We start from the raw sequence: 20,679 nt of genomic DNA on the forward strand, positions 1-20,679 counted from the left end.
AAATACGGAAGAACAAACTAACTGGTCGTAGGCTAATACTAGCAAATTCTGACTGGGGTTAGCGCCCCGCGCGGGAATGGCCCAAGCGCTGGCTTTACCTTTGCCAGCTCAATTGCCTTTCGATTACCGCTTATGCCTGCCGACCAACTCCGCCGCACCCGCATTCAAGACCTGCTCACGAGTACCGACCTCAACCGCGAAGTGCTGGTGAAGGGCTGGGTACGCACCCGCCGGGGCAACAAATATGTGCAGTTTATCGCCCTCAACGACGGCTCGTGCCTCGCCACGCTGCAAGTAGTGGCCGATGCCGAGAAGTTTCCGGAGGAGAGCCTAAAGGAAGTAACTACCGGCTCGTGCATCGCGGTGCGCGGCCAGCTGGTAGCCAGCCAGGGTAAGGGTCAAACCGTTGAGATACAAGCTACCGACATAGAAGTGCTCGGTACCGCCGACCCCGAAGCTTACCCGCTGCAAAAGAAAGCTACTTCGCTGGAACACCTGCGCGAAATTGCTCACCTGCGCCCCCGCACCAACACCTTCGGGGCGGTATTACGCATCCGGCACGCGCTGGCCTTTGCCGTGCACGATTACTTCAACCGGCATGGGTTCTACTACGTGCACACGCCCATCATCACGGGCTCCGATGCCGAGGGCGCGGGCCAGATGTTCCGAGTAACCACACTGCCCCCCGAGCACCCGGCGCGCACCGAAGATGGCTCGGTTGACTTCTCCGAAGACTTCTTCGGTAAGGCTACTAACCTCACCGTGAGTGGGCAACTCGAAGGTGAGCTGGCCGCAATGGCCCTAGGGCAGGTGTACACCTTTGGGCCCACCTTCCGGGCCGAAAACTCGAACACGGCTCGCCACCTAGCTGAGTTCTGGATGATAGAACCCGAAATGGCGTTCTTCGACCTGCAAGACAACATGGACCTGGCCGAGGACTTCCTCCAGAGCCTGGTAAAGTATGCCCTAGAGCACTGCGCTGCCGACCTACAATTCCTCAACGACACCTATGACAAGGAGCTGCTGGCGCGCCTGCGGTCGGTGACCGACAACGCCTTCCAGCGCCTGACCTACACCGAGGCGGTTGAGATTCTGAAGTCAGCTAAGAAGAAATTTGAGTTTCCCGTGGATTGGGGCACCGACCTGCAGAGCGAGCATGAGCGCTACCTCGTAGAGAAGCACTTCCAGAAGCCGGTTATCCTGACCAACTATCCTAAGGAAATCAAGGCCTTCTATATGAAGCTCGATGACGATGGCCGCACCGTGCGCGCTATGGACGTGCTTTTCCCCGGCATCGGCGAAATCATCGGTGGCTCGCAGCGTGAGGAGGACCTAGGTAAGCTCGAAGGCCGCATGGCCGAGATGCACGTGCCCGCCGACGAGCTGTGGTGGTACCTCGACACCCGCCGCTTTGGCACCGCGCCGCACGCGGGCTTTGGCCTGGGCTTCGAGCGCCTGGTGCTGTTCGTGACCGGCATGACCAACATCCGCGACGTCATTCCCTTCCCGCGCTTCCCGAAGAACGCAGAGTTTTAAGCAGCGAATAGTTTGCTCGATACCAACCAGAAAAGCGGCCTTAGGGTCGCTTTTTTTGTGCATTTAGCTCAACCCCAGCGCCGACCTTGCCGTTGCCACCCGGCAGCTTTACTGTCCTGTTATGCTCCCCGAAATCGACCTTACCGACGCTGTCAGCCTGCCCGAAGGCGCGCTCAAAACCTTTCCTACCCCCCACGATGGCCCCCAGGTACTGCTGACGCGGCAGCAAGGCCGGGTGCACGCCTTTGCCCCCAACTGCCCGCACTATGGCGCGCCGCTCGAAAAAGGCAAGGTGCTGAATGGCAAGCTCGTCTGCCCCTGGCACCACGCCTGCTTTAAGGTCGAGGGCGGCCACCTCTGCGAGCCGCCCGCCCTCGACGACCTGCCCGCCTACGCTGTGCGCGAGGCCGAGGGCCGCATCTTGGTGCAAGTGCCAGCTAGTCCGCCCGCCAGCACCGACAAGCCCGAGGCCACGCCTACGGCCGAGGTAGGCGGCGTGCCACCCGCGCCGGTCCTGGCCGTGACTGATACGCGCACCTTCGTTATTGTGGGTGGCGGGGCGGCCGGCGAGTTTGCAGCCCAAACGCTACGGCGTGAAGGCTTCGCGGGGCGAGTAGTGCTGGTGTCGGCCGACGAGCATGCCCCCTACGACCGCACCAAGCTCAGCAAAGCCTACCTGGCGGGCAAGGCCAAGCCCGCCGCCCTGCCCCTGCGCGAAGCCGATTTTTATGCGCAGCAGCGCATTGAGCGGCTTCAGGCTACGCGCGCCATTGGCCTGGACCTAGGGCGGCGCGAAGTGCAACTCGAAGGCCAGCCGCCGTTGCTCTACGACCAACTGCTACTGGCACCCGGCAGCACTCCCAACCGGCTGCCTAAGCTGCTCGGCCACGACTTGCCCGGTGTGTTGCCCCTGCGCACCCAGGCCGATGCTGATGCGCTGCTGGCTGCCACCAAAGATGCCAAGCAAGTTGTTATTATTGGCAGCAGCTTTATCGGAATGGAGGCGGCGAGCAGCCTCATTGCTGAGGGCCGGGCCGTCACGGTTATTGCCCAGGAAAAAGTGCCTTTTGCCCGGGTCCTAGGTCCCGGAATTGGCCAGATGTTCCGGCAACTGCACGAGGAAAAAGGTGTGCATATCGAAGCTGAAGCTGAAGTAAGCGCCCTGCTAGGAGAGCAAGGCCACGTAACAGGCGTGCAATTCAAATCGGGCAAAACCCTGCCGGCAGATGTGGTGGTGCTCGGGGTGGGTGTGCGGCCCGCCACCGATTTTCTGAAGGATGCCTTTAGCCTTGAAGAGGATGGGGGCCTGGCAGTAAGCGCCGGCCTGCAAGCCGCGCCGGGGGTGTATGCGGCCGGCGACATCGCCCGCTTTCCGCTGGCGGCCACCGGCCAACCCACCCGCATCGAGCACTGGCGCGTGGCTCAGCAGCACGGCCAGGTAGCAGCGCGCAATATGCTGGGCCAGCAAGAAACGTACGCTGCCGCGCCCTTTTTCTGGACGCAGCAGTATGGTAAGAGCCTACGCTACGCCGGCCACGCCGAGCGCTGGGACGAGATTATCTACCACGGCAACGTAGCCCAGCAAGATTTTCTGGCCTTTTTCGTGCAAGCTGGTCGCATCGTAGCCGTAGCTGGCATGGGCCGCGACACCGATATGGTTTACATCACCGAGCTGCTGGGGCTGGGCCGTATGCCTACCCCTGCCGAGCTGCGGCCGGGCATGAACTGGGCCGAGCGGCTGTAAGCACCTACACGCAAAAGCCGGCCCTTGCTGCTAGCAAGGGCCGGCTTTTGCATTTTAAACTAGTTAGCGCCCGCCGCGCCGGCCCCCACCTCCCGGCTGGCCGTTGGGGCCATTATCAAAGCCACTAGGCCGGCCGCCAGGGCTGGGTGGGCCACCTAGGTTGCCACCTGGCTGCCTACCGTTACCGCCAAAGTCACCCCGTCCAGGACCAGCTGGCCGGCCGGGAAAGCCATCTGGCTGGTTGCTAAAGTTGCCGCGGCCAGGGCCGCCCTGGCCCGGCTGAGGCGGACCACTGGGAGGGCCGGGGCGCCCATCACGTCCGGGTGGCCGGTCAAAGCCCGCCTGGGCGCCGCTGTAGGCACCCCGGTTAGGGTAGTTATTGTTCCTGTTGTAGTTACCGCGGCCATCGTAGCTGTTGTAGCCACTACGACCGCCGTAGCCGCCGCGGTCGTAGCCATACACGCGGCCCGCGCCGTAGTCGCGGCTGTTGTGGTAGGGGCCGTAGTTCCCCCAGCCGCCGCGCCGGTAGCCAGCCACGTACTGCGGGTAGCGGCTTCGGTACGAGCCAATGTATCGCCACGGCTGCGGCCCCACATAGCTTACGGGGTAGGGGTGAAAGTAATAAGGGTCGTAGCCATCGAGGTAGGGCAGCTGCACCCACTGGTAGCCATCGAACACGAGATACACGCCATTGTAAATGTCGTAGTAGCCATCAATCTCCGGGATGTAGTAGTACTGGGTGCCCTGCGGCACGGCTGGCCCCCAGGGCGGTAGGCCAATATTGACCCCCACGCTCACTTGCGCCTGGGCGGCCCTAGGTGCGGCAAAAGCCAGGCCCATGCCCAGCGCGAAAGCAAGAAAACGAAGGCGAGACTTCATGATAAAAGCAGAAAGAGAAACAGTGGATTATCACTGACTTCTACGCAAGTACAGTGCCGGGTTTTGAGGCCAATCGACAGAAGCACCTAGCATACTGGCTAGCCTGCCCAATGTGCCGACGAATGGGCGGGCTAGCCAGTAGCTACCAAAAAAAGCCTCGCTGGGTAGCGAGGCTTTTTGAGTTAATCTGACAAGTACTAGTGGCGGCCGTGTCCTTTGCCGTGGCCCTTGCCAGGGCCGCCGCCATACAGCTTTTTAGCCTGGCCGGGGGGCATGCCGTGGGGGTGGCCCTTGCCCTTCCAGAGCCAGGGCGAGTCGCCGCGGTAGGCGATGTACTGCGGGTGGAAGTTGCGCGGGTCGTAGCCATCAAGGCGCTCGTAGCGCTGCCAGCGGCCATCGCGCTGCACGAGGTAGCGGCGGGCCGGCACATCGTAGTAGGCGTTAGCTTCCGGAATGTAGTAGTACTGGGCATCGGCCGGCGCGCCCACCACTACCGGCGGGGCCGTATTGATGTTGATGTTGACCTGAGCCTGGGCTGGGGCGGCTACTAAGGCTAGGCCACTGAATAGGGCTAGCGCGGCGGCTTTTTGAAAAATAGTCATGAGGAAGAAAGAATAGGATAGCAGAAACCAGGCAAGCACAGTGCCAAAAAGCGCTAATTGGGCGGCTGGTGGGCGATATACGCAGCAGCTTAGTTTTTGGCTTTGCGAAAGAGGTAGCAGCGACCATTGTTGAGGGTGGCCGTCGGGTAAACCGATGCTAGCTCCCAGCCGGCTACCGTCAGGGCACTCAGCTGCTCATTGATAAGCTGCGCATTTTGCCGAAGCCGTTCCTTATACTTCTCTGTGCCTATCATATTAATTGTTTCCAGCGGAACATCGGTTTTGCCTTGAAAGGCTGGTGCGAATAAAATAAAGGATAGTCCTTTAGCCCCCTCCGAAGTAGTCATGGTCAGAAAATCGTAGCCGTGCGTAGCGGTGGTGGCGGCCGGCGCAACTACCTGGGCACGGGCAATCGAACTGGAGAGTAAGCAGGCGCTGAGGAGGGCGCTCGATAGAATGGAGAATCGAAGGAGGGCGCGCATATGCTAAGTGATAAAAGGTAGAAATGCGGCCACCCTAGGCCGCCGGGCTGGTAAAGAAAGGAAAACAGCCCCGCACTATTCGCCGGTCAACCTTGTTAGTACAAGCTGGTTCACGGCCGTGCAGGAGATGAAAATTCTGATTTTTACCACCGCTGGCCGCTTCGTTCCCGTACCTTCGCTTGTTCTTCTGATTTGCCCGCATGGCTAAAAAAACGGCTACCGCTCCCGTGGCTTCCGCTCCGAAAAAAACCAAGGCTGCTCCTAAAAAGGCCGCTAAGCCCGCCGTTCCCGCGGCCGAAATCCTGACTGCTGCTACCGAAGCTGAGCTAGTTGAAGTTGCTTCTCCTCAAGCGCCCAACCTGCACCATGACCTACCCGTGGGGCGCCAGCCCGCGCCGGCCGGCCGGGCGGTGGCCGAGCAGCACCAGATGCCCGAAACCCTGCCGCCCGCCGATGGCCAGCTCCTAGGTGCCGCCGCCGAGGCGCCCTACATCGAAGTGTACGGCGCCCGCGAGCACAACCTCAAGAACGTGAGCGTGCAGATTCCGCGCGGTAAGCTGGTGGTATTCACCGGTATTTCGGGTTCGGGCAAGTCATCGCTGGCTTTCGATACCATTTATGCCGAAGGCCAGCGGCGCTACATGGAGACGTTTTCGGCCTACGCACGCTCGTTTATGGGCGGGCTGGAGCGGCCCAACGTGGATAAAATCGAAGGGCTGTCGCCGGTAATCTCGATTGAGCAGAAAACCACCTCGCGCAACCCGCGCTCGACGGTGGGCACCATCACCGAGATTTACGACTTCCTGCGCCTGCTCTATGCGCGCACGGCCGAGGCCTACAGCTACGCCACGGGCAAGAAGATGATTCGGCAGAGCGATGACCAGATTATCAACTACATCCTGAAGCACTACGATGGCAAAAAACTCATCGTGCTGGCGCCGGTGGTAAAGGGCCGCAAGGGTCACTACCGCGAAGACTTTCAGAAGATTGCTAAGCTGGGCTTTACCAAGGTGCGCGTGGATGGCGAGCTGCTCGACATCACGCCCAAGATGCAGGTCGACCGCTACAAGATTCACGATATCGAAATCGTGATTGACCGGCTCGTGGTGAAGGAAGAGGACCGGTTCCGTTTGTCGGGCTCGGTGCAGAATGCCATGACCCACGGCAAAGGCACCCTGCTGGTGCTCGACCCCGACGCCAAAAAGGCCGCGCCGCAGTTCTTCTCGCGCTTCCTCATGGACCCCGAAACGGGTATCGCCTACGACGACCCGGCGCCTAATACGTTCAGCTTCAACTCGCCCTACGGCGCGTGCCCGCACTGCGCCGGCCTAGGTGAGGTGCAGCAGATAACGGAAGAAACCGTAATACCCGACCCCAAGCTGAGCATCAGCCGGGGCGGCATCGCGCCCCTAGGGGAGTACCGCGACATCTGGATTTTTCAGCAGCTTCAACTCATCCTGAAGAAGCACAAGGTTAGCCTCAATACGCCCATTGAGAAGCTGCCCGCCGAGCTGTTGCAGCGCCTTATGCACGGCATCACGCAGGATGAGGCTGACGATGCCAAAGGCGCCTACACCGAGCCGTTTGAGGGCATTATTCCCTTCCTGCGCCGGCAGATGGAATCGGACTCGGACAGCATCCGCGACTGGATACAGCAGTACACGCAGGCTCAGACCTGCCCCGTGTGCGACGGCTACCGACTCAAAAAGGAAAGCCTGCACTTTAAACTGGCTGACAAGCACATAGGTGAGCTGTCGGTAATCGACATCAACGAGCTTTCGGCCTGGTTTGTGGGCTTGGAGGACCGCTTGAGCGAGCGCCAGAACCTCATTGCCCGCGAGCTGTTGAAGGAGATTCGCAAGCGCATCGGCTTCTTGCTCGAAGTGGGCCTCGACTACCTCAGCCTGCACCGCTCGGTGCGCACGCTCAGCGGCGGCGAAAGCCAACGCATTCGCCTCGCCACCCAGATTGGTACCCAGCTCGTGGGCGTGCTCTACATCATGGACGAGCCCAGTATTGGCCTGCACCAGCGCGACAACGAGCGCCTCATCAAGGCCTTGCAGCACCTGCGCGACATCGGCAACTCGGTGATTGTGGTGGAGCACGACAAGGACATGATTCTCAATGCCGACCACGTGCTCGACATTGGGCCGGGCGCGGGCATCCACGGCGGCCACATCGTGGCTGAGGGTACGCCGAGTGCTATTTTCAACTCGGGTTCGCTTACCTCGCAGTACCTCAGCGGGCAGCGCAATATTGAGCTGCGCAAGAAAAAGCGTGAGGGCGAAGGCAACCACTTGATACTGAAGGGTGCCAAAGGGCATAACCTCAAGAACGTCACGGCCAAGTTTCCCCTAGGTAAGCTTATTGCCGTTACGGGCGTGTCGGGTTCGGGTAAGTCGTCGCTCATCCACGACACGCTGTACCCGATTCTTAACAAGCACTTCTTCAACGCCCACCGCGAGCCGCTGGCTTATGGCAGCATCGAGGGCTTGGAGCTGATTGATAAGGTGATTGAGGTAGACCAGTCGCCCATCGGCCGCACACCGCGCTCGAACCCAGCGACCTATACAGGGGTGTTTACCGAAATCCGGCAGCTGTTTGCTGAGATGGCGGAGGCCAAAATCCGGGGCTACGGACCCGGCCGCTTCTCGTTCAACGTAAAGGGCGGGCGCTGCGAAACCTGCGAGGGTGCCGGCATCCGCACCATCGAGATGAACTTCCTGCCCGACGTGCACGTGCCCTGCGAAACCTGCAAAGGCCGCCGCTACAACCGCGAAACGCTGGAAGTGCGCTTCAAAGGCAAGAGCATCACCGACGTGCTCGACATGACGGTGGAAAAGGCCGTGGACTTCTTCGAGTTCCAACCGCGTATTCTGCGCAAAATCAAGACCTTGGCCGACGTGGGCCTGGGCTACCTGACCCTAGGGCAGCAGGCCACCACGCTTTCGGGCGGCGAAGCCCAGCGCGTGAAGCTGGCTACCGAGCTCAGCAAAAAGGACACCGGCAAAACCTTCTACATCCTCGACGAGCCGACCACCGGCCTGCACTTCGAGGACATCCGCCACCTAGCCGACGTGCTGCATAAGCTCGCTGACAAGGGCAATACCGTCCTCATCATCGAGCACAACTTGGACCTCATCAAGGTAGCCGACCACGTTATCGACATCGGCCCCGAGGGTGGGGCGGGCGGTGGCACCATCGTGGCCCAAGGCACGCCCGAGCAGGTGGCCAAAGCTGGCAAAGGCCACACCGGCCGCTTCCTGGCCGAGGAGTTGAAAACGAGCGTGTACGCCTAGCATTTGCGTATCAGTAAGAAGGGTGCCGCTGCCCGGCCGTCGTTCTAGCCTAGGTGCGCTAGATGGCGGCCGGGCGGCGGCACCCTTCTCATAGGGCTAGCCGCTTGATGCGCAAGTGGCCGTCGCTCTGGGTTCGGGCCTCGCCCACTCAGGAGCTTACCTTCGCCCGGTATTGGCTCCTACTGAGTTACCTCTTTTTTCCGGTGGATTGGATTTACTACGTACCCAACTGGTTGTTTTGGGCTAGCTGCTGCAGTGCTACGCTGCTGTTCTCCCTAGCGGGCCTATTTCTGTTGCGGCCCTGGGTCAAGGCCCACGTGAGCGATACGGCCGAGCACAACGACTTGGTTAGCTACTTTCTAAGCGTTTCGGGCGTTATCTATGGCATCTTGCTCGGGCTGGTCGCGGCTGGGGTGTGGAGCAATTTTCAAACCCTATCAGGGCAGGTCGATACCGAGGCTACCATCACGGCGGCCATTTATAATGACCTAGCTACGTACCCACCGGCCGCCCGGCAGCTTTACCAGCAGGAACTGAAGGCCTACGTGCAGTCGGTGATTCACCAAGACTGGCCGGCGCACCACCGGGGCCAAGTGCCGCAGGCAAGCAGTACCAGGCTGCGCACATTTAAGAACGATTTCTTCGCCTTTGTGCCGCCCGATGCGCGCTTGCAGGTAGTGCACCAACAGGCTATCAACCAGCTGAATGAATTGCTGCTAGCCCACCGCCTGCGGCTGCGTGGCGACCAGGACAACCTGCCCAATCTGCTGTGGTGGGTACTCATTATTGGAGCCGTCATCAACGTGGCTATTTCTTGGTTTTTTGTGGCAGTTGATAGTACGCATCAGGTAGCCCTCACCTGCCTAATTGCCGTGTTGCTAGGGTCGCTGCTGTTTCTGACAGCGGCTATAGACAATCCGTTTCGGGGTGGTTTCAGCGTAGATGCCAGCGCCTTCGAGTCTGTGCTCTACGAAATGGTAACTTATTAAGTGGGTGGCTATCGGGTCCGAGAGCCAGTGTGCCACGCTAGCTTCTTAGTAGCTAAAAACTAGTAGGCGCGTACAACACATGGGCCTTCACACGTTGAGAATAGCCTGACACTAAGCCAGTAGCAAGTATGACTACAGAAGAGTTTGTACAGGGTTTTTACCGGGAGAAGCAAGACCTATTGCAATTTTATCTCGACCGCTTGCCACTGGCCGATACCGCCGCTGCGCAGCAACGCATTGTAATGCGTGACGGGCAGCAACTGACGGTGCAGGAACTCCTCGAAAACGTGTTGGACAATGTATTTTACACCACACTGCTTGGTTTGGAAGGCAGCGCTTCTATCGGCCGCACGCAAACGCGCTACGAATTGCGTGATGCAGAGGGCAACTCGCTTACTAATGGGGACCTAGGTGGGTACGCCTGGCAGTATTTTCAGAATGGCGGGGACGAGCCGGAATAGGCTAGTAGTAGGTTGCAAGAGCACGCAAATGCACGAAGACAAGAGCCTAGGCCAAGGCTACCTTCAACCGAATAAAAAAGGGCAACTACCTAGGTGAGTAGTTGCCCTTTTTTATGGAAGCAGTGAGAATCAGCTTATCCGCCCGTCGGCCCGAACCGCTCGGTCAAAATCATTTCTGGGGCCAGGCCAGCGGCCTGTAAGCCGTTGGCTACGCTTTCGACTAGGCCCGTGGGGCCGCATACAAACGCCTGCGGTTTTACCTCGCCAAAGTGCGCCACTACCTCGGCCAGCATCGCCGCGTCGATGCGGCGGTGGTAGCCGGCCCAGCCGGGCGGCGCCTGGCGGGTGTAGTCGAGTAGCAGCGTGAAGCTGTTGTCGGCCGCAGCCATTGTTTCTAATTCAGCGCGGTAAATAACTTCCTCGGGCGTGCGGACGCTAAACAGCAGCACGGCCGGCGTGCGCAGCCCTAGGTGCTGGCGGTGGCGCAGCATGGCCATGAGCGGCACCACGCCCGAGCCGCCGCCTACCAGCAGCAGGGGCGGCGCACCCGCCTCGCCGCGCCACACAAAGTAGCCGCCGATGGGGCCACGCACCTCCAACTGGTCACCTACCTGCACGCCTTCGTTGAGGTAGCCCGATACCTCGCCGTCGGCGATGATTTCGACGGTCAGCTCAATCTCGCCGGTTTGCTCGGGGGGCGAGGCGATGGAATAGCTGCGCTCGGCCTGGTAGCCGCCCTCGGCGGTGAGGCGCAGGTCGTAGTGCTGGCCGGCGAGGTGGAGCGTCCAGCTGGGCAGGCTGAGGACGAAGGTCTTGACATGCGGCGTCTCGGACCGGATGCTTTTGACGGTGGCTAGCTGCCAGGCGACGCGGCTCATAGGCGAATGCTGCCAGCGCTGGCTTGGTCGTCGTCATCGTCGCGGTAGCGCTGCTCTTTCCACGGGTCGCCGTACATGCTGTAGCCGCCGCGCTCCCAGAAGCCGGGCTCGTCTTGGGCCGTGAAGCGCAGGCCCTGCACCCACTTGGCGCTTTTCCAGAAGTAGAGGTGCGGCACTACTAGCCGGGCCGGGCCGCCGTGCTCGGGCGCCAGCGGCTGGCCTTCGTACACGAGGCCCACGAAGGCCTTGCCATCGCGCAGGTCGGCCAGCGGTAGATTGGTGGTGTAGCCACCGTAGCAAAACTGAGTCACGAACTGCGCCTCGGGCTTAAGCTTGACGTGCTCCAGCAAGGTGTCCACGCTCACGCCGCGCCAATGGGTGTCGAACTTGCTCCACTTCGTGACGCAGTGAATGTCGGGGTTGAAGTCCTGCATGGGCAGTTTGTTAAACTCCTCCCAACTCCACTTCACAGGCTCCTCTACCAAGCCTTCGAGTCGAAACTCCCAGTTGGTGAGAGCAATGCGCGGGGTGGGGCCGGCCGTGAGCACCGGAAAATCGGTGGTTTCGTACTGGCCAGGCGGCAGCTTGTGGTTGCTCTGGCGCTTGGGCTGAAAGCCGCGGTTGGTGAAGATTCCCATGGGGCAGGTGAGTAGCGAAGCAAAAAAATAGACGAAGCGAGAAACCTAGGGCGCTGCCAAGCAAGCAAAAAAAGCCCTTGGCTATTGCGTGCCAAGGGCTTTTTAAACAGCAGGATACCCTAGGCTATTGCTTGTACCGCCAAGCCGGGCGAGATGTTTAACCTATTCTGTGTCCACCACCAGGTCGTCTTCGCCTAGGTCCAGTTGTTCGGCCGGTTCGGGCTCAAACCGGCTTTTGAAGCGGGCATACAGCGCGTTCATGCCGAGTAGCAGCAAGCCCATGATAATAAAGACGATAGCGCGCGTGACAGTGCCACTCTGCCGCAGGTCGAAGAACAAGAGCCGCGCCATGCAGCCGAGCAGGCCAGCCAGCGCCACGTAGCGTAGGTCTTGCCGCCGCAGTGCCAGGCTGCCGCCAAACACGGCCACTACCTGTAGCATCAGCAGCACGGTCAGCACCGAGCGGTCGAAGGACTGAATGAGCAGCACGGCCAGCGCCACAAAAGCGGGGTAGAGCAGCCAGCTTTCTAGCCGGTGGCGGGCGGGCAAGGCCAGGATGCCCCAGGCCGGCGAGAGCTGCGCGAATAGCGCCTGGCTCTGGCGCAAAGCCAGCGTCACGTAGCCAAACAACAGCAGCACGGCCACCGTGAGCGCCCACCAGTCGGCGCTAAGCAGCTGGGCAGGCGTAATGTAGCGCAAACAGCAAGCGCTGGCCGTAACTGCCGCCAGCCAATAATACAGCCGCCCGTACAGGCCTAGCCGCCGGAAGCGGAGTGCCAGGCGCGGGGCCGCGCCGCCCAGCAGCAAAGCCACTGCCACCCACACCAGCGGCAGCCACGGCGTGCGCACCTCGTGCAGCAGCGTGGCCGAGCCGAAGAGGAGCGCCACTTCGGGCAGCCAGGGGTGCAGTTGTTGCCAGGAAGCGTACACCGGCTCGGTAGCCGGCGGCCGCGCCAAGGCTAGGGCCGATACCAGCGCCACGAACAGGCCCGCCGTGAGGTAATCGGCCCGCAGGCCGAATAGTACTTCGTGGTGCGCTACTAGCCAGCCTTGCAGCAGCAGGCTGCCCAATAGCCCACCGTAGCCAAGGTGCAGCAGGTAGCGGTCGGGGAGGCCGGCCCGCACCACGGCGGCGGCATCGGGCAGGGCGCGTCGCCATGCCAGGGCCGCCCCAAAGGCAGCGCCTCCCAGCGCGAGTAAACCCAGCATTAGGTAGGCAACGTGGCCGGCCGGTACGGCCACCAGTAGGGCCACGCCTAGGTGCGCGCCCAGTAGGTATAGCCAGGGCCAGCGCACGTAGCGCTGGCCCGCCGCCCACCACAAGGTAAGCAGGCCCGCCACCGGTACGGCCAGCGTAGGCAGCAGGTACAGCAGCACATAACCAGTGCTATAGCGGGCACCGTGGGGGAAAATCGGGAGTAGCACGTGGTGCCATTGCAGCCCTAGGTAGCCCATGCCGGCCAGCATCAGCCCGGCCCAAAGGCCCGGCAATGCCACCCGCTGCCGCAGGTAGAGTAAGGCGCCCAGCAGCGCCATGGCCGGCCAAGCCGCCCACTGCTGCCCAACTACCAGCGCTCCCGCGCCCAGCAGCAGCCAGCCCACGGCCACGCCCAGGGCCGGCAGCGGCGTGCTAGCCCCAAGAGTTAGCCGGGCAAAGTCTTCCTGCGCCCGCCGCCAATAGAAGCGACGCAGCTGGTAGCCCAGCGTGAGCAGCGCGGCGCCCACCAGCAGCGCCGCCCGGCCCCACGGCCCTAAGGCGCCCAGAGAGGTGTAGCGCACCAGTAGGGGTAGCAGTAGCGCCTGCACTACTAGCAGGTAGGTTTGCACATGCAGCAGGTCGTCTTCGTCGCGGCCGCTTAGTAGCAGGGCCACCACTAAGCTCTCGGCATACAGCACGCTTAGTACGCCCGGCCAGCTCAGCCCGAGCCGGTGCAGACCCAAAATAGCGATTACGGCAAACGACTGGGTCAGCACTAATTGCTGGCGGCGCATCCACTTGGGTAGCGCGGGCGTGGCCCGTAGCCATAGCCCTAGGCCCAGCGTGGTACCCGCTAGCAGCCCCAGCGCCCCCAGTAGCCAAGCCACCGGCGCGCCTGCCCAGCCAAACACCAAGCGGATTAATACCAGTCCGGCCCCCGCCTGTAGTACTCCCGCCAAGCCCGCGAAGCTGTGCAGCAAGTCGAGGTGGGCCTCAGGGTTAGAAACCAGTTCGGTCGAAAAAGAGGCGTCTAGGTCGGCGGCTGCGTAGCCAGGCAAGTAGGACCGCACGCCCCGAAGCAAAGGCCATTTCACGGCCGCTTGCACGAAGCCCAGGGTGGCCCAGCCCGCCAGGGCCAGTACCAGTGCGTCGCGGTACAGCACCACTAGCCCGGCGCTGGCTAGGTGGCTGGCAGCCACTAGCAGTAGCCCCACTCCCGTACCTAGGGCCTGCGCCAGGGCGGCGCGGTACACGAGCGTGTGCAGGCGGTCGAAGGCTGCGCGCCCCGCCAGCAAGAGCACTACCAGCAGGTTTTCGCCGAATAGCAACAGGCCTACGCACGACCAGCTCAGCCCCACCTCGTGCAGGCCGACCAGCGCCAGCGCCACTAGGCCCTGCGCCAGCACCAGCTGCTGCCAGCGCGCCCAGCCCGGTAGGCGGCCCGCCGTACGCACCCAGGTAGCTAGGCCTATCGAAATCGCCCCCAAGGCTACAATCAGCCCCAACACGAGCCAAGTAGAAGTAGTAGTCGGCCCGAAAAGCAAGCGGCTTAGTCCAATGCCCGCTACCACTTGCAGCACCCCACCTAGGCCCGCAAAGCAGTTAACGAGGCTTCGGTGCTCTTCAGGGTTCGATACCAAATTGGTAAGCACTGTTGAGTCGCTACCGAGGAATTGGGGCAGGTAGGGCTTGACCGCCGCCAGTCGCGGCCACCGGAACGCCGCTTGTGCGAAGGCTATGCTTCCCCAGCCGGCCAGCGCCACTAGCAGTATTTCGCGGTAAAGCACTGTCGGCTCGCTGTGTGGCAACATGCTGGCGGCCCGCAGCAGTACGGCCAGCCCAGCTATTGCGGCCTCGGCCAGCGCGGCCCGGTATAGCTGCCGGTGTAGGGCATCGCCCGCCGCGCGCCCAGCCAGCAGCAGTGCCACCGCCAGGGTTTCGGCATAAACTAGCAATAGCACCACCGACCACATCAGCCCCGTTTCGTGCAGGCCGACCAGCGCCAGCGCCACTAGGCCCTGCGCCAGCACCAACTGCTGCCAGCGCACCCAGCTCGGCGCCCGGCCGGCCCGCCGCACCCAGGTGGCCAGCGCCAATGCCGCGGCCGCTAAGCCCAGCAGCAAGCCGATGGGCGCAGTCGACCAGCTAAATAAGATGCGCGCCAGGGCCAGCCCCGCGCCCAGCTGTAGCAGCCCCGTCAACCCCGCAAACAGGTTGAGGAGGTAACGCGGCGATTGATAGTCAGCCCCTAGGTCCTGCTCAGGGGTAGCGCCGCGCAGTAAGCGTTGCTTCAAAATAAACTGCACAAACGCCACGCCCGCCCAGCCCGCCAAGGCTAGCACCAGCGCCTCGCGATACAGCGACGCGGGTGGGCTGCTGACTAGGTGGCCGCCCGCCACTACTAGCAGGCCTAGGCTAGCCAACGAGGCCACAGCCAGGGCCACGCGATACACCAGCAACTCGCCCTGCCGCGCCATTACCAGCGTTATCAACAAGGCTTCGAGCAGCATAAACAGCCCGATGACCGTGGGCGTAGCGTGCCAGCCTTGCAGTGACAGCGCCGTGGCAAGGGCCAGAATAAGCGAGATAATGGTATCAGTTTGGAACAGCCAGCCAATGCCCAGCTGCTTAGCCCGCCGCCCGGCCCAGAAGGTAAGTACCGCCCCTAGGCCCAGCGGAATGGTCTTCCAGGCCGAGCCCGTGCTGTAGAGATATAGATTGATACCCAGGCAAGTCCAGTTCAGCAAGTGGGCCGTGAAAAGCAGCGGCTCGAAGCGGCGCTGCGCATACACGCGGCGGTATTGCACCACTGCCGCCGCACCGCCCACTAGTAGCACCAGCGCCATAGCCGTCAAGCGCAGTGCGTTAGGGAGGGCGGGTAGCGACTGGTGCCAGTAGAGATGAAAAACAAAGAAGCTAACAATGCTCAGCAGCAGCTGGTATTTCCAGAGCTGCCGGTAGGTAATGGCAATGCTGAAGGCCGTGACGCCCGCCGCCGCACCTAGGGTAAGGGCCGCGGGTGGTAGCACTGCCAGCGACACCAGGCTCAGCACGCCGTGTAGGGTGGCTACCTCCTGGCGGCTGGTGCGCCAGGCTAGGTAGAGGTTGGCGCTCACGCCCGCTAGCAGCAATAATTGGTCGAATGGCGCCGTAACCCAGCGCAGCCCCTCTATGCTCACCGCGCCCACGCAGGCAAACAGGAAAATAGCCGCCGCACTGCTCGTCAGCCAGGCATTCAGTTTCTTGGCAAAAGCCTTGTCGCGCAGCGCAACCCGCGCGCCCAGCAAGCCCGCCGCAAAGGCGCAAATCATCAGGAACCGCAGCTGGGGCGACACCCGCAGCGCCGCATAAATCCCCAAAAAGCCGACGCCCGTCACCAGCACCACTGCTCCTAGAATGCCCGTCCAGTTTTCGAGCAGTACCGTCGAGGCGCGCTCCCACCAAGTAGGGCCAGCAGGCGTGGGCTGGGGCACGGGTCGCCGCGGCAGCACCGGCTGGTGAGGGGGCGGCGGGGTGGACGGGCTCAGCGGGCGAGGTGGCGCCCAGGCGTGGGCAGGCTCTTCAGCTGGTGTAGAAGCAGCCTCGGGCTCTTCTACAACTTCGGGGATTGCTGCTGGCTCAGGCTCAGCGCTGGGGCTAGGTTCGGCTATTGTTGCAGGCTCAGCGGTCAAGGCTTCTTCTGCCTCTGGTTCCACTAGGGCGGTAGCTTCAACTTCCTGAATAGGCTCCGCATCAAGCGTAGGTGCGGGTACTGGCTCACCTAGGGGCGTGGGCTCGGGCGTGGCGGCGGGCGTTATATCCCACTCGGGCGTAAGTGAGGTAGCAGGTGCGGGCTCCGCAACGAAGAGCGGTTCTTCTTGGGGCGTTTCCACAGCCGGTGCCGGCTCTGCCGCTGGTAGGATTGGCGCGGGAGCTTCGGTAGCCGCAATAACTGGCGCAAGCTCTTCCGGCGCTGTAACTGGGGCCGGCGCAATTGGCTCGGGTGCCGCTAGAGGCTGCGCTGGCGCTGGGGTAGCCGCTGGTTGCCAGGCCCAGCTACTCGCTGCGGTTGGCACTACGACTGGCTCGGTGGGGGCGGGGGGGCTGGCTACGGGGGCCAAGCTGACTTCCCGGAACTGTGCAAACTGGTCGCGCAGCTGTAGCAGCTCGGTGCGGAGCTTGGTGTGCTCGGCATTACGCCGGGCCAGCTCGTCTTGAAGGTCATCTAGCCGGTCCGGAAGGTTCCAGACGCGGATGGCTAGAAACAGGGCGCCAAGTAATAGCGCAAGCAGAAATATACCCATAGGCCAGACAGCATTAGTGACTACCTAGCTCGCGCTAGGATAATCAGGTGGTGAAAAGGGTCTGGCGCAGGCTACTAGCGGCGCAAAGGCGACCAACTAAACTGCTTGGACTTTGGGTATTACAAATACAGGGCCGATGCAAAATGAGTGCTTTAGCCCATCTCAATAAAGTTCCATTAAGCGTGCTCTTAATAGTATTATGCCCGAATTATGTACGTTTTCAGTAGCTGACTTTTTGAGCTAATTTCATTTTATTTGTTTGAAATACAACAAATTGGCTTTTATTTAAAAAATAAAAGTCATCAAACGCAAAAGCCGCCCTGGGTTTACCCCAAGGCGGCTTTAAAAAGTGCGCAGATGCGCAGTAGCTTACTTTTTAGCTTCTATCACCGGCTGCATTTTTTGGAGCATGCCTAGGTGCATCTGAAGAACTGGTAGGTTCTTCTGCGCAAATGTTTTAATATCTGCATCGTTGGCGGTGGTCACGGCCCCCTGATACTCTTTTATGTCCTCCTGGTGGTCGGTGAGCATAGCGCTCACGTATTTCTTGTCCAGTTCGGCGCCCTTCTCAGCCAGCACCTCGTCGTATACCTTTTGCTGGTCTTTGCCGAGCGTGGTAGGCAGCGTGATGTTCTTCTGAGCCGCCAGCGCCTTTAGCTCTTCGTTGGCTTTGGTGTGGTCGGTTACCATTTGCTGGGCAAACTGCTTGGCCTCGGGCGTGGTAGCTTTTTGGGCTACTTGCTGGCCTAGCTGCACTTCGAGCATGCCGCCGCTGGCGGCCTTGGTCATAAACTCCGAGTCGAAGGCCGGGCGCTGCTCACCACCCACTCCCTTGGCGGTAGTCACGGTCGTGTCAGCGTCGGTGATGCCTTGCTTAGCATTATTGGCCTCCTGCGCCTGCTCTACCGAGTCGGGCTTGGAGGAACAGCTCGCTGCACCAAGCAACGAGACTGTTCCGCAGAGCATTACTAAAATACTTTTCATAGCGAAGCTTAACAGCTTATGGTCAGTTGAGCGTCTAAAAAGCTACCCTAGGGCATACTTACATCTTCATGTCCGAGTCCTTGTGCGACATGCTCAAGTGCTCTTCTACTACGGGCAGGGTGGTAGTAATCCAGCCGCTGAGCGCCGTGTTTTTGGTCATGGTCTTGTGAGCAGCTAGTGTGTTAGCCGTCTTCTGGTGGTCGGTCACCATTTGGGCCAAGTACTTGGTTTCAAACTCTTTGCCCGTCAGCTTGGCCATGGTAGGGGCCAGCGCTTTGTGTTCGGCGTCCATGTCGGCGGGCAGCGTCACGCCGGCCTTGGCCGCAATGGGCTTCAGGTTAGCCGTGCTTTTGGTGTGGTCGGCTATCATCTTATTAGCCAGCGCCTTTGCATCGGCCGACACGTCCTTGGTCAGGGCCATCTTGCTGAGCTGAATCTCGTTCTGGTCGCTGTGAGCGGCCGACATCATAAACTCTTTGTCGTCGGCGTGGGGGGCGGTGGGGCCGCTGGGGTCAGCCTTGGCCATACCGCCGCCTCCCTGCATAGCCGAGCTGCTGTCGCCCGGGGCCGAGGTAGCGGCTGCGCCGGTCGTGTCGGTGGTAGCGGAGGCATTGGCTTCGGTGCTAGTGCCTGTGGTGGCCGTGTCGCTAGTCGACGAGTCGGTTGAGCTGCATGCATTCAGGGCCAGCAGGCCAGCACCGAGCAGGGGAAGAATCAAGCGTTTCATATCGGAGAGTTAAAAAGTAGGTTGGAGGCACAGTTTACGCGGGCTTATTTATAATGTTTTGATTATGAGTATATTGAATTTGTTATCTCTTGATAGTCAAAGCCGCTTGGCCGCAAAAGCTGAGGCTATTCTTCGCCCCTAGGTTAAACCACTAAGGCGGTCTGGCCTCTTACAGACCTCACCTTCTCACCTTTTTTCTATGCGTTTCACTACTACTCGGCACGCCGCCGCCAGTGTAGCCCTGGCGGGCGGGCTGCTCCTTACCGCCAGTTGCAAAAAGAACACTGAAATCACCGCAACCGACGACGTGGTTTCGGCCCAAGACGCGGGCCTGGGCGACGAGGAAAACGCCGCTACCAGCGACTTAATAGAAGCAGCTGCCCCGCAGGATGCTACAGCCTCGGCCAGCGCTACCGTAGTCGGTGCCGCCGAACTGGCCCGCCTGTTGCCGCCCTGCGCCACTCGCACCTACGACGCCGCTACGCGCACGCTCACCCTCAACTTTGGCCCCACCAACTGCCTGTGCCCCGATGGGCGCTACCGCCGCGGCGTTATCACGGCCGTGTTTAGCGGTCCTTATCGCCAGGCGGGTGCCGTGGTTACCATCAACCGCACCGGCTACTTTGTGAATGATAACCAGCACCTAGGCACTCGCATCATCACCAACCTAGGTGGTGGTTCTTTCGACCTGGCAGTGCAAAACGCTAGCATCCTCTTCGCCAATGGCGGGGGTACTACCTCGTGGTCGTCGCAGCGCCGCTACACTCGCACGGCGGGTTTTGGTACCCCTAGCATTCTCGACGATGCTTACAGTATCACGGGCTCGCTTATGGGTACAAATCGCCGCGGCATCGACTATACGGCTACTATTCAGCAGCCCTTAGTTAAGAAGTTTGCCGTGGGCTGTGCCCGGCACTTCGTGGCGGGCACCATCGAGCTCACTAATACTAACGGCAAAGCAATGCTGCTCAACTACGACCCCACCGGCACCCAGGCCTGTGATAACGTCGCCTCCGTCGCGTCGAACGGGCGCACTTATACAATTCACCTGCGCTAATTATCTGAATCGCGGATTTGTCGGATTATTCAGATTTTGCAGGCGACGCTTGTTGTGGTCTGTGGTATCAAAAAAGGCTGCCCTAGGGCAGCCTTTTTTATTTTGGTAAGGAGCGAAAGGTATCGCCTACAAAATCTGAGTAATCCGATAAATTCGACGAATCCGCGGTTCAGACAAGTAGCGCCTCGGCCAGCAGCAGGTCTTCGGGGGTGGTAATCTTAAGGTTGCGGTAGTCGCCCTCTACCAGCTGCACGGGGTGCAGGTCGTCGACTACGCTAGCGTCGTCGGTGAAGGTGGGCAGCTCGGGCAGGCGGTAGGCGCGGCGCAGCAAGTCGAGGTCAAAGGTTTGGGGCGTTTGCATCAGGCGCAGGCGGCGCCGGTCGAGCGGCGACGAACCCGCGGCGGCCAGCATACGCACCGAGTCTTTGGGCGGCACGGCGGCTGCCGCAGCCTGGTGCACAGCGGCGGCCGTGTACGTGGCCTCTACCACGCTCGTGGGTACTAGGGGGCGCACGCCGTCATGCACGGCCACCAGCGCCCCGGTGGGGGGCGCGGCAGGCAGGGCCGCTAGCCCAGCCTTTACCGAGGCCCAGCGAGTTTCGCCACCTGCCACTACCGTGTGTGGCGGCGTGTCAGCGTATTCGGCGGCTAGCGCCTGCCAGTAGGCCAGTTGGTCGGCGGGCAGCACCACGATGGTCTGCACTACCCCTAGGGCCGGGTCGGCGAAGCGCCGCAACGTGTGCAGCAGTACCGGCTCGCCGTGCAGCAGCAAAAACTGCTTGGGGCGGTCGGCGCCCATGCGCAGCCCACTGCCCCCGGCCACCAGAATGGCGTAGCGTAGCGGGGGAGTAGAAGTGCTAGAGCTATCGGGTAAAAAAACGTTTGTCATTGCGAGCGTAACGAAGTGAAGCGTGGCAATCTT

At 61.2% G+C, this 20,679-nt stretch carries 15 protein-coding genes; 6 read left to right on the forward strand and 9 right to left on the reverse strand.

Annotation, left to right across the window (positions count from 1 at the left end; genetic code table 11):
* The first annotated feature begins 132 nt into the window (after positions 1–132).
* Both asnS and JAO77_RS11710 read left to right on the forward strand, forming a co-directional pair.
* On the forward strand, positions 133–1,536 hold the full coding sequence (gene asnS / locus JAO77_RS11705; protein WP_198990564.1) for an asparagine--tRNA ligase: 1,404 nt from the start codon (positions 133–135) through the stop codon (positions 1,534–1,536).
* 121 nt (positions 1,537–1,657) lie between these two features.
* Positions 1,658–3,280 (forward strand): FAD-dependent oxidoreductase, encoded by a 1,623-nt coding sequence (locus tag JAO77_RS11710; protein WP_198990565.1) that lies wholly within the window; start codon positions 1,658–1,660, stop codon positions 3,278–3,280.
* A gap of 63 nt (positions 3,281–3,343) precedes the next feature.
* On the opposite strand, the gene JAO77_RS11715 is transcribed toward JAO77_RS11710, so the two are convergent.
* From JAO77_RS11715 to JAO77_RS11725, 3 genes are all read right to left on the reverse strand, one after another.
* Entirely contained in the window at positions 3,344–4,159 is an 816-nt protein-coding gene (locus JAO77_RS11715) for a hypothetical protein (RefSeq protein WP_198990566.1), read from the reverse strand.
* 197 nt (positions 4,160–4,356) lie between these two features.
* Positions 4,357–4,761, reverse strand: a complete 405-nt coding sequence (locus JAO77_RS11720) for a hypothetical protein (protein ID WP_198990567.1) — start codon at positions 4,759–4,761, stop codon at positions 4,357–4,359.
* 89 nt (positions 4,762–4,850) lie between these two features.
* Positions 4,851–5,243, reverse strand: coding sequence for a hypothetical protein (locus JAO77_RS11725; protein ID WP_198990568.1), 393 nt, complete (start codon positions 5,241–5,243; stop codon positions 4,851–4,853).
* 428 nt (positions 5,244–5,671) lie between these two features.
* Between JAO77_RS11725 and uvrA the strand changes: the two genes are divergently transcribed.
* The 3 genes from uvrA (at position 5,672) to JAO77_RS11740 (ending at position 9,992) form a co-directional block, all read left to right on the forward strand.
* Positions 5,672–8,542: an excinuclease ABC subunit UvrA gene (uvrA, locus tag JAO77_RS11730; protein WP_198991072.1), complete on the forward strand. Its 2,871-nt coding sequence runs from the start codon at positions 5,672–5,674 to the stop codon at positions 8,540–8,542.
* Positions 8,543–8,745: 203 nt separating this feature from the next.
* Complete coding sequence (locus JAO77_RS11735; protein ID WP_213019383.1) at positions 8,746–9,531, forward strand: bestrophin-like domain; 786 nt, start codon at positions 8,746–8,748, stop codon at positions 9,529–9,531.
* 128 nt (positions 9,532–9,659) lie between these two features.
* Positions 9,660–9,992 (forward strand): hypothetical protein, encoded by a 333-nt coding sequence (locus tag JAO77_RS11740; RefSeq protein WP_198990570.1) that lies wholly within the window; start codon positions 9,660–9,662, stop codon positions 9,990–9,992.
* A 134-nt stretch (positions 9,993–10,126) separates the two neighbouring features.
* Here JAO77_RS11740 and JAO77_RS11745 read toward each other — a convergent pair whose 3' ends face one another.
* From JAO77_RS11745 to JAO77_RS11765, 5 genes are all read right to left on the reverse strand, one after another.
* On the reverse strand, positions 10,127–10,870 hold the full coding sequence (locus JAO77_RS11745; protein ID WP_198990571.1) for a ferredoxin reductase: 744 nt from the start codon (positions 10,868–10,870) through the stop codon (positions 10,127–10,129).
* Entirely contained in the window at positions 10,867–11,508 is a 642-nt protein-coding gene (locus JAO77_RS11750) for a sulfite oxidase-like oxidoreductase (protein WP_198990572.1), read from the reverse strand. Before JAO77_RS11750 ends, JAO77_RS11745 begins: the two co-directional genes overlap by 4 nt.
* 162 nt (positions 11,509–11,670) lie before the next feature.
* Positions 11,671–16,989 (reverse strand): hypothetical protein, encoded by a 5,319-nt coding sequence (locus tag JAO77_RS11755; RefSeq protein ID WP_198990573.1) that lies wholly within the window; start codon positions 16,987–16,989, stop codon positions 11,671–11,673.
* Between the two features lie 369 nt (positions 16,990–17,358).
* Positions 17,359–17,973 carry a DUF4142 domain-containing protein gene (locus tag JAO77_RS11760; protein ID WP_198990574.1) on the reverse strand — a complete coding sequence of 205 codons (615 nt, stop codon included), beginning with the start codon at positions 17,971–17,973 and terminating at the stop codon, positions 17,359–17,361.
* Positions 17,974–18,031: 58 nt separating this feature from the next.
* The gene (locus tag JAO77_RS11765) at positions 18,032–18,700 is read right to left on the reverse strand and encodes a DUF4142 domain-containing protein (protein ID WP_198990575.1); all 669 of its coding nucleotides are present in this window, start codon (positions 18,698–18,700) and stop codon (positions 18,032–18,034) included.
* A gap of 199 nt (positions 18,701–18,899) precedes the next feature.
* Here JAO77_RS11765 and JAO77_RS11770 point away from each other — a divergent pair, with 199 nt between their 5' ends.
* The gene (locus JAO77_RS11770; protein ID WP_198990576.1) at positions 18,900–19,757 is read left to right on the forward strand and encodes a hypothetical protein; all 858 of its coding nucleotides are present in this window, start codon (positions 18,900–18,902) and stop codon (positions 19,755–19,757) included.
* 169 nt (positions 19,758–19,926) lie between these two features.
* Here JAO77_RS11770 and JAO77_RS11775 read toward each other — a convergent pair whose 3' ends face one another.
* Positions 19,927–20,646 (reverse strand): 2-C-methyl-D-erythritol 4-phosphate cytidylyltransferase, encoded by a 720-nt coding sequence (locus JAO77_RS11775; protein ID WP_198990577.1) that lies wholly within the window; start codon positions 20,644–20,646, stop codon positions 19,927–19,929.
* Between the last annotated feature and the right edge of the window lie 33 nt (positions 20,647–20,679).

Source organism: Hymenobacter sp. BT559 (assembly GCF_016427535.1).
Classification (GTDB): Bacteria; Bacteroidota; Bacteroidia; order Cytophagales; family Hymenobacteraceae; genus Hymenobacter.